The sequence below is a fragment of the Altererythrobacter sp. MTPC7 genome, from assembly GCF_042851395.1.
Lineage (GTDB): Bacteria > Pseudomonadota > Alphaproteobacteria > Sphingomonadales > Sphingomonadaceae > CAJXSN01.
Genome location: NZ_BTGS01000005.1, coordinates 205,985 through 214,462 on the forward strand (window position 1 = coordinate 205,985; position 8,478 = coordinate 214,462).

Sequence of the window (8,478 nt, forward strand, 5' to 3'; positions counted from 1 at the left end):
TTGCGATGGGCGGGTCGGGGACCCGAAAGCCGCTCCACCGGCGGCTTTGCGCCGGATGACGGTCTGCGGCGTCCTGTCACATCTGTCACCCTGGGCCTGCGAAAAGTGGCCTGCCGGTGGGCTTTCCGAAAAGGAGATCGGCGGCGCCAATCCAATTGTGCCATGTTGGACGCGTTCGCCGGCCGGTCGGGGGTCAGGCGCACCAGTCGATAGCCGCCGCGCCCCAGCCGGACCCTTGCGCCAGGCCGCTGTCGATCATGACATCCGCCAGCAGGCTTCCATCGGCCCGCGATGCGGCGCGCAGTTCGCGGCCATAGCGGTCGCGCGGCGGCTGCTCCCCGCCATCGACAAAGGCGCGCTCGGCATTGAGCCATGCCAGCAATGCGAACCGCGCCCTCTGCGCCGCCTCCCGCTCGCCCGCGCAGGCGGCGTTCATTTCCGGGGCGTCGAACCCGGTCAGGCGCACGCGCCGCCGCTGCTCGAAAGGGCCAAGGGCGATGGTGTCGCCGTCGATGACGCAGGCGCTCGCACTACCCCCACCGCACAGGACGAAGCGCTGCGGCAGGGCCTGCGGATCGGGCGCGGGGGTGGTCGTGCGGGTGAGCAGCCAGCTCGCTGCCAGTATCGCGGCAAGCACCAGCGGCAGGCGGACCGTATGCCACCATGCGGTCAAGCGCCGCTTCGCATGCCACCTTGCATCGAAGCGTGGGGGTTGGTGGCGGCGGCTCACGCGGCGGACTGTGGGCGAGGGGTCAGGAGCCTTCGAAGCCCCACGGCGCCGGGGGCGGGGAAACCTCGTCCTCAAAATCGAACTCGGCGCGGAAGAGGCGCGGTGCGGGCGCGCCGCCTTCGACCGTGCGGCGCAGCTGGTAGGCGAACTGCCCGCCCGCTGTGCCGGCGGGGTCGACCTCGACCGACCAGACATTGGTGACCGAGGCGTCCAGCCCCTCGGTCAGGAAGAGCGCGACGCTTTCCTCGTCCACCGGGAAGGCCTGCGCGGTGGCGCTGCCGGGGGTGGCGGTGTCGCCGCCATACAGGGTGACAGCATCGGGCTCGCCATCCTCGTGGCGGTGGTCGTGCTTCAGGCGCAGGCCTCCGGGCGTTCGGGTAAACACCCAGGTGCGGCTGCGGTCCCACTCGGCACCGGCCGGGCGGATGTGGAACGGCACGGCGATGCGGTTCGCCGAGCAGTCGCGGACATGCATCACCATCTTAGCGCCCGCGAGGTCGCTATCGGCGGCATCGTTGCTGACCAGCGCGCCCGAATATGCCTTGCCGCAATGGCTGGCGAGATTGGCGAAGAACGCATCCTGCGGCGTCTCTGCTACGCCAGACGGCCCGGAGGACGCGTGCTCGCAGCCTGCCAGCAGGATCACGGCGAGAGCGGGGAGGATGGCGATGCGCGGGACGTAAAGGGTCATGACCGCCCTCATGGCAAAGCGCATGCGCGGCGGCAATCGCTTCGCGTCGCAGCGGTCCAGGGAAGGCCGGACGCGTGGACGAATGCGGAACGGCTTGGCGAACAGGATGTTGGATGAAGGAAGCGCGTTTGCAAATGCGCGTGCAACAGGAGAATATTCGATGACCGATCCCGTCCCCGATTCAAAGCCGTCCACCCGCTGGTTCTGGGTCGGCGCGCTCGTCCTGCTGGCAGTGGTGCTGATCATCTTCGTCTTCAATGCCGATGGCGACGAGGACGACTTCACCGTCACCGATGCGGACATCACCACGACGGAGGAACGCCTCAATACCGATCTCGACGCCACCGACATGGACGAGGCGGCCGAACAGGTGAACGGCGCCGAAGCCGGCGATACGGCCGAACCGATGATGACGACGCCGACCGAAGGCGAATAACTACGCAGGCGCAGCCGCTTTCCAGTCGGCTGCGCTTGCGCTAGGCGCGGCGCATGACCGACAAGAGCGCATCGCCCGGAACGCTGGCCAAGACACAGGTCCTCATCGAGGCCCTGCCCTATTTCCAGCGTTATGCCGGGCGTACCTTCGTGGTGAAATATGGCGGCCATGCCATGGGCGATGCGAAGGCCGCCCGCGAATTTGCCGAGGACATCGTCCTGCTGAAGGCGGTCGGCATCAACCCGGTCGTCGTACATGGCGGCGGTCCGCAGATCGGTGACATGCTGAAACGGCTGGGGGTGGAAAGCACCTTCGTCGATGGCCTTCGCGTAACCGACCAGGCGACGGCGGAAGTCGCCGAAATGGTGTTGTCGGGCGCGATCAACAAACAGCTCGTCAGCTGGATCGCGAGCGCCGGCGGCAAGGCGATGGGCATTTCGGGCAAGGATGGCGGTCTCGTCACCGCGACCAAGCTGGAGCGCACGACCAGAGACCCCGACAGCCAGATCGAGCAGGTGCTGGACCTGGGCTTCGTCGGGGAACCGACCCATGTCGACACCACCATCCTCCAGACGGCGAGCGCGGCGGGCATGATACCGATCGTGGCACCGATCGGACGGGGCGAGGACGGGGAAACCTACAACATCAACGCCGATACGATGGCCGGTGCGATTGCCTCTGCCCTGGGTGCGGCGCGCTTGCTGCTGCTGACCGACGTGCCGGGCGTGCTGGACAAGGAAGGGGCGCTCATGACCGACCTGACGCCGGAAAGGATCGCCGCGCTGCGGCAGGACGGCACGATTTCGGGCGGGATGATCCCGAAGCTGGAAACCTGCACCGCCGCGGTGGAGGCCGGGTGCGAGGCGGCGGTCGTTCTCGACGGGCGGGTTCCGCACGCCATGTTGCTGGAATTCTTCACCTCGCGCGGGGCCGGTACGCTCATCAGCCTTGCGGCACCCGGCGGGGATGCCGGCGATTGAGCCTTGCGCCGCCGTCCATGCGTATTAGTTTGTTGATACACCTGTGCGCCGACGCTAGATCGGCGCTACTCCTACCGGCCTGAAAGGCGACCATGTCCAACCTCCTGTTCACCCTGATCCAGATCGTCGACCTGTTGACCACGGCGCTCATCACGCTGGTCATCATCCAGTTCGTCATCGGGCTGCTGTTCGCATTCAACGTCATCAACCAGTCGAACGAGTTCATGGCCTCGGTCTACCGCTCCATCAACGCCTTGCTGGAGCCGATCCTGGCCCCGATCCGCCGGCTGATACCCAGCGCGGGTGCGATCGATTTCTCGCCCCTGGTGCTGATCATCCTGCTTCAGGTTCTGATGATCGTCCTGACCGGCGTTGCGCGGTCCGTCGTATGACCGCGCGGATCATCGACGGGAAGGCTTTCGCGGCCGGCCTGCGCGAGCGGGTGGCGAAGGTCGCGGCCGAGTTCGAAGAGAAAGCGGGCCGCAAGGCAGGCCTCGCCGTGGTGCTGGTGGGCGAGGATCCGGCAAGCCAGGTCTATGTCCGGTCCAAGGGCAAGGCGACCATCGCGGCAGGCATGGAAAGCTTCGAGCACCGGATGCCGGAAAGCACCTCGCAGGAGCTGCTGCTGGCGAAGGTCGACGAACTGAACGCCGATCCGTCCGTGGACGGTATCCTGGTCCAGTTGCCCCTGCCCAAACATCTCGACGAACAAGCGGTGGTCGACCGGATCTCGCCGGCAAAGGATGTGGACGGGCTGACCCCGGTCAGCACCGGTCAGCTGGCCCTGGGGCAGGCCGGGCTGGTTCCGTGCACCCCGCTCGGCAGCCTGATGCTGCTGAAGGACCAATTGGGCGACCTGTCGGGCATGGACGCGGTCGTCATCGGACGCTCCATCCTGGTGGGCAAGCCGATGGCGCAATTGCTGCTGGATGCGAATGCAACCGTCACGATTGCGCACAGCCGCACCAAGAACCTGCCGGAGGTCGTCGGCCGCGCCGATATCGTCGTGGCAGCGGTCGGCCGCGCAGAGATGGTCAAGGCCGACTGGCTGAAGGAAGGCGCGACGGTAATCGATGTCGGCATCAACCGGCTGTCGCCCGAACCGGGCGCGGAAAAGGGGCGCCTTGTCGGCGACGTGGATTTCGCCGGGGCCTCGCAGAAGGCCGGGGCGATCACTCCCGTGCCGGGCGGGGTCGGGCCGATGACGATCGCGGTCCTGCTGAGGAATACCGTCGTTGCCGCTCACCGGCGCGAGGGGATGGAGGTGCTCGGCGGTCTCTGACCGGGCCGGGCTCTGTCATGCGCACATTCGCAATCTTGGCTGTCGCCATTGCTTCCCTTGCCGGCTGCGCTTCCGGCCCACCGCGACCGGGCAAGGCCGAAATACAGCGCATCGACCGGATGCTGAGCAATGCACCGGGCAAGGCGCAGCCGAGCGTGGTGGTCGCGGCAGAAATGGCCTTCGCCCGCTCCGTACGCGAGGACGGCACTGCGGACGCACGGCGGGAATTCGCTGCCATGGGTGCAAGCGAGCCGAGCATGGCGCTGGCGAGCGTCTACGATACCAAGACGGTCTGGATCAGCTGCGACGGAACACTGGCCATCACGCGCGGGCAGTTCGAGACGCCGCAGGGCGAGGCGGGAACCTACGTCACCACGTGGCAATGGCAGACCGACCGCAGCTATCGCTGGATCGCGCACGACATGATACGCGATGCGGCAGCCGAGCGCAGGCTGGTCGCAGCGCGTGACGCCGACCCCGACGACGGCGCAATCGTCGTCGAGGGAACGCCGACCGTCGAAGGGATCGTGTCGGAATGCATTCCATCGACCGAGGGACCGGTGCTCAATCCTGCAATGCAATCCGGGGCGAGCAGGAAAGGCGCCATGACTTCGTCCGACTATACGCTGCGAACCTATTGCGACGAGGCGGACGGGGTGCGCACGCAGACCGCATGGTACCTCGAAAACGCGCAGTGGACGCAGGCGCTGGAGCTTGCCGTGCCGACGGATGAAAGGTGCTAGGCGGGATGGTCGATCTCTTCATCTCCGCATTCGTGACCCTGTTCGTGGTCATCGATCCGCCCGGTTGCGCGCCGATCTATGCCGGGCTGACCCATGCCGCCGATGCCCGCGCGCGGCGGATCATGGCGACCCGCGCCGTGCTGATTGCCGCGGCGATCCTTGTCGGCTTTGCAGCCTTTGGCGAGGAATTGCTCGGTGCGCTGCATATCGAACTCGACAGTTTCCGGATCGCTGGCGGGCTGATGCTGTTCTGGATCGCGTTCGAGATGGTGTTCGAGAAACGCACGCAGCGGCGCGAGGAACGTGCCGACCGCGTGCGCGCGACGCCCGAGGTGGAGGATGTCTCGGTCTTCCCGATGGCGATGCCGATGCTGGCCGGACCGGGCGCGATTGCCGCCATCATGTTGCTGACGAACGAGGCGGACGGGCTGAGCGGCACGATGGTCGTGCTGGGCGCGCTGGCCACCGTGCTGGTGCTGACGCTGGGTGCGCTGATCGCGGCGGGCCCGCTGATGCGGCTGCTGGGCGACAAGGTGGAAGCTGCGATCACGCGGCTTCTCGGCGTGCTGCTGGCCGCACTTGCCGCGCAATATGTGATCGACGGTATCAGGGGCAGCTTCGGGATCTGAGCCCGGCCTTACTGCAAGGTGACCTTGTCGTCCTCGCCATCGGTGCGGCCGTAGAAATACATCAGCTGGATCAGCAACTCGCAACGCGCCGCCAGGTCGGGCGCTTCCAGCAGGGCCTGTTTCGAGGCCGGATCGAAGGGCGCAATCTGTGACACCCCGTTGATGAGCGACTGGTCGTCCAGCCGCTCCACATTGTCCCAGTCGACCTTGTAGCCCTGCGCATCGGCAAATCGCCGCGCTTCCCGTTCGAAGCCCGCACGCTCTACCGCGGCAAGGACTTCGTCGCCGTCGTCGGCGATGGGTTCTGCCTCCACTTGGCGAAAGGCGGTTTCGACCTCGCGTTCCTCGATCAGGCGGAACCGGGTCTCGCCGGTCAGTATGAGGTTGTAACGCCCGTCATCCAGCGCCTCGATCTCCTCGATCTTCCCGATGCAGCCGACCTTGTAGAGTGGCGCGCCCTCGCGCGGCTCCTGCGGCTGGATCATCCCGATGCGCCGGTCGCGCGCCAGCGCATCGCCGATCAGGGCGCGGTAGCGCGGCTCGAAGATGTGGAGGGGCAATTGCAGCCCCGGGAACAGGATCGCACCGGGCAGGGGGAAGATGGAGAGGCGCAAAAGCAGGGGCCCCGCTTATCCGAACAGGATCTTGGACAGGCGTCGCCGCGTCGAGACGACCCATTCGTCCTCAAGGCCGACCGCCTCGAAAATCTGCAGCAGCTTCGTGCGGGCCGCGCCCTCGTTCCATTCGCGGTCGCTTTCGACCATGGCCAGCAGGGTATCGGCGGCATCGTCGCGCTGACCGGCGGCATAGGCGGCTTCGGCGAATGCGAATTGCGCATCCATATCGGCCGGCTTTTCCGCAGCAGTGGCGCGGAGCATGGCAAGTTCGCCGTCGTCGACCTGCGTTCCGGCAAGTTCCAGCGCGCTTTTCGCCTGCTGGACCAGCGGATCGTTGGCAACCTCTTCCGGCAGCGAAGCAAGATGCGCCTGCGCAGCATCGGCCTTCCCGCCCGCGACAAGCGCGCGGATGAGCCCGGCATGGGCCGCCGCGCTGGTCGGCGCCATTTCGGCAACCTGCGAGAAAACACCTGCCGCGCGTTCAGCGTCGCCTTCGGCGAGAACCTGTTCGCCCATGGTGATGAACTGCTCGATGTCCGGCTGCTGCTGACCGCCGCCGGTCGCTGCATCGCCGATGGGTTTCTGCGCCAGGATCTGGTCGAGCGCTTCCTTAAGCTGGCTTTCCGTGCGGGCCGGGGTGAGGTCCGCGACCGGCTGGCCTTGGAACATCGCATAGACGGTGGGGATCGATTTCACCTGGAACTGGCCGGCGATGAACTGTTCTTCATCGACATTGACCTTCTCCAGGATCACGCCCTTGTCGGCATATTCCGCGGCGACTTTCTCCAGCGTCGGGGTCAGCGCCTTGCACGGCCCGCACCACTCGGCCCAGAAATCGAGAATCACGAGCTTGGTCATGGACGGTTCCACCACCTGTGTGCGGAAGCGGTCCACCGCCTTTTGCTCGTCGAGATTGAGACCCATGCTGGCCACGGCGTATTCCCCTGATCGAATCCAGTGTCGTGCCACCCGCGAAGGGGGCTTAGCGTAGGTCCTATGTGGACCATTGCGGCGCGATGTGAAGGGGTGGGCGCGAATTGAATCGGGCGGGTCCGCCCATGCGGGGACCGCAAATCGGCATTTCATGCAATTAGGGCTTGCCGGGCACAAAAGCCCCTGCTAACCGCGCGCTTCCCCACCGATACGGGCCGAACGGAACGTCATCGGGGAGCGTCTAGTGAGCGGGCGTAGCTCAGGGGTAGAGCACAACCTTGCCAAGGTTGGGGTCGGGCGTTCGAATCGCCTCGCCCGCTCCATTTTTCTTTCGAAAATTGAACCGCTTAAGCGGATCGCAAGTTGGCGGATCCTGCTTCCCCGGTCTGTCGGTTACTCCGGGGAAGCACGGGGGAAGCACAATTCGGAGTTTCGTGGCGCACTCTGGCGTTTGCATTGCGGCATTCTGAACCACCCGATTCCAAGGTGCAAGGGTTGGCTTGGCGTATGCCCAGCTTGGAGTGCGGTCGGTGAAAGTATCCAATCTAATTGCCCACTTCGCTTGTCATTTGAAGCGGCGGAATTGGGGCCGGTTGCGGACTGGCGGCTCCCGGGTGACGGAGCGCCCCAAGCTGCCATTCCGCTTGCGACCCCATTTCGGTCGTTAATAGGATCGTAGAATCTGCCCAAAACCGGTCACGTCAAATCTCGGCAACAGTTGCGGCATGGTCGTCGTTGCCAGCCAAGGCCACGTCAATCGCTGCTGCCGCATGTAAGGCAGTCGTATCGAAGATTGGCACCGGGCTGTCTTCTGGCCGAACCAACAGCATGATCTCGGTACAGCCCAAGATCACCGCCTCGGCGCCGCGCTCGTCCAACCGCTCGATGACCGCGCAATAGGCATTCCGCGATGCCGGCAAAACCTTACCACTGACCAGTTCCTCGTAGATTATGCGATGGACGGTAGCCCGATCATCCTCGTCCGGAACGACGACATTTAGGCCATGCCGATCGACGAGCCGTCCTTTGTAGAATTCATGCTCCATCGTGAACGCGGTACCAAGCAGCCCGACTGTTTTGAGATCTGCCGCTTTGATATTAGCGGCTGTCGGATCGGCGATGTGGAGCAGGGGTATGCACACAGCAGTCTGCACGTCTGCTGCCATGCGGTGCATGGTGTTGGTACAAATCAGCAATATGGCCGCACCGCCCGCTTCAAGGCGTTTTGCCGCATCCACCATTCGCGCCGTCAGGCCCTTCCAATCGCCCTTGTACTAGAATTCCTCGATCTCTGAGAAGTCGAAGGACCACAAAAGGCAGCGGGCCGATGCGGTTGATCCAAGCCGGTCTCGAATTCCTTCGTTGAGAATGCGATAATACGCGGCGGAACTCTCCCAACTCATACCGCCAATCAGGCCGATCATCTTCATGCCGCAC

At 65.0% G+C, this 8,478-nt stretch carries 10 protein-coding genes, 1 tRNA gene and 1 pseudogene; 7 read left to right on the plus strand and 5 right to left on the minus strand.

The window, feature by feature from the left end:
* Nucleotides 1–193: 193 nt before the first annotated feature.
* Nucleotides 194–673, minus strand: coding sequence for a thermonuclease family protein (locus ACGHJ7_RS06455; RefSeq protein ID WP_390475577.1), 480 nt, complete (start codon nucleotides 671–673; stop codon nucleotides 194–196).
* A 79-nt stretch (nucleotides 674–752) separates the two neighbouring features.
* Nucleotides 753–1,421 carry a hypothetical protein gene (locus tag ACGHJ7_RS06460; RefSeq protein ID WP_390475579.1) on the minus strand — a complete coding sequence of 223 codons (669 nt, stop codon included), beginning with the start codon at nucleotides 1,419–1,421 and terminating at the stop codon, nucleotides 753–755.
* Nucleotides 1,422–1,581: 160 nt separating this feature from the next.
* On the opposite strand from ACGHJ7_RS06460, the gene ACGHJ7_RS06465 reads away from it, so the two are divergent.
* The 6 genes from ACGHJ7_RS06465 to ACGHJ7_RS06490 all read left to right on the plus strand — a co-directional run bounded on the left by ACGHJ7_RS06465 (nucleotide 1,582) and on the right by ACGHJ7_RS06490 (nucleotide 5,491).
* Nucleotides 1,582–1,857 carry a hypothetical protein gene (locus ACGHJ7_RS06465; protein ID WP_390475581.1) on the plus strand — a complete coding sequence of 92 codons (276 nt, stop codon included), beginning with the start codon at nucleotides 1,582–1,584 and terminating at the stop codon, nucleotides 1,855–1,857.
* Between the two features lie 53 nt (nucleotides 1,858–1,910).
* Nucleotides 1,911–2,837, plus strand: coding sequence for an acetylglutamate kinase (argB, locus tag ACGHJ7_RS06470; protein WP_390475583.1), 927 nt, complete (start codon nucleotides 1,911–1,913; stop codon nucleotides 2,835–2,837).
* 92 nt (nucleotides 2,838–2,929) lie between these two features.
* Nucleotides 2,930–3,229 carry a YggT family protein gene (locus ACGHJ7_RS06475; RefSeq protein ID WP_390475584.1) on the plus strand — a complete coding sequence of 100 codons (300 nt, stop codon included), beginning with the start codon at nucleotides 2,930–2,932 and terminating at the stop codon, nucleotides 3,227–3,229.
* Nucleotides 3,226–4,119, plus strand: a complete 894-nt coding sequence (gene folD, locus ACGHJ7_RS06480; protein WP_390475586.1) for a bifunctional methylenetetrahydrofolate dehydrogenase/methenyltetrahydrofolate cyclohydrolase FolD — start codon at nucleotides 3,226–3,228, stop codon at nucleotides 4,117–4,119. The genes ACGHJ7_RS06475 and folD overlap by 4 nt, the downstream gene beginning before the upstream one ends.
* Before the next feature lie 17 nt (nucleotides 4,120–4,136).
* A complete protein-coding gene (locus tag ACGHJ7_RS06485; protein WP_390475588.1) occupies nucleotides 4,137–4,862 on the plus strand; it encodes a hypothetical protein in 726 nt (241 codons plus the stop codon).
* A 5-nt stretch (nucleotides 4,863–4,867) separates the two neighbouring features.
* The gene (locus ACGHJ7_RS06490) at nucleotides 4,868–5,491 is read left to right on the plus strand and encodes a MarC family protein (protein WP_390475590.1); all 624 of its coding nucleotides are present in this window, start codon (nucleotides 4,868–4,870) and stop codon (nucleotides 5,489–5,491) included.
* Between the two features lie 8 nt (nucleotides 5,492–5,499).
* Here the strand turns inward: ACGHJ7_RS06490 and ACGHJ7_RS06495 are convergent, their stop codons facing one another.
* Nucleotides 5,500–6,105 (minus strand): LON peptidase substrate-binding domain-containing protein, encoded by a 606-nt coding sequence (locus ACGHJ7_RS06495; protein WP_390475592.1) that lies wholly within the window; start codon nucleotides 6,103–6,105, stop codon nucleotides 5,500–5,502.
* A 15-nt stretch (nucleotides 6,106–6,120) separates the two neighbouring features.
* Entirely contained in the window at nucleotides 6,121–7,032 is a 912-nt protein-coding gene (locus ACGHJ7_RS06500) for a tetratricopeptide repeat protein (RefSeq protein ID WP_390475622.1), read from the minus strand.
* 257 nt (nucleotides 7,033–7,289) lie between these two features.
* On the opposite strand from ACGHJ7_RS06500, the gene ACGHJ7_RS06505 reads away from it, so the two are divergent.
* Nucleotides 7,290–7,364: transfer RNA gene (locus ACGHJ7_RS06505), tRNA-Gly, on the plus strand.
* A 378-nt stretch (nucleotides 7,365–7,742) separates the two neighbouring features.
* Here ACGHJ7_RS06505 and ACGHJ7_RS06510 read toward each other — a convergent pair.
* A pseudogene (locus ACGHJ7_RS06510) lies at nucleotides 7,743–8,471 on the minus strand (aspartate/glutamate racemase family protein).
* Nucleotides 8,472–8,478 lie beyond the last annotated feature (7 nt).

Coding starts and splice junctions, on each gene's coding strand:
- ACGHJ7_RS06460 (WP_390475579.1), bottom strand. CDS start 1,421: ATGACCCTTTACGTCCCGCGCATCGCCATCCTCCCCGCTCTCGCCGTG.
- ACGHJ7_RS06465 (WP_390475581.1), top strand. CDS start 1,582: ATGACCGATCCCGTCCCCGATTCAAAGCCGTCCACCCGCTGGTTCTGG.
- argB (WP_390475583.1), top strand. CDS start 1,911: ATGACCGACAAGAGCGCATCGCCCGGAACGCTGGCCAAGACACAGGTC.
- ACGHJ7_RS06475 (WP_390475584.1), top strand. CDS start 2,930: ATGTCCAACCTCCTGTTCACCCTGATCCAGATCGTCGACCTGTTGACC.
- folD (WP_390475586.1), top strand. CDS start 3,226: ATGACCGCGCGGATCATCGACGGGAAGGCTTTCGCGGCCGGCCTGCGC.
- ACGHJ7_RS06485 (WP_390475588.1), top strand. CDS start 4,137: ATGCGCACATTCGCAATCTTGGCTGTCGCCATTGCTTCCCTTGCCGGC.
- ACGHJ7_RS06490 (WP_390475590.1), top strand. CDS start 4,868: ATGGTCGATCTCTTCATCTCCGCATTCGTGACCCTGTTCGTGGTCATC.
- ACGHJ7_RS06500 (WP_390475622.1), bottom strand. CDS start 7,032: ATGGGTCTCAATCTCGACGAGCAAAAGGCGGTGGACCGCTTCCGCACA.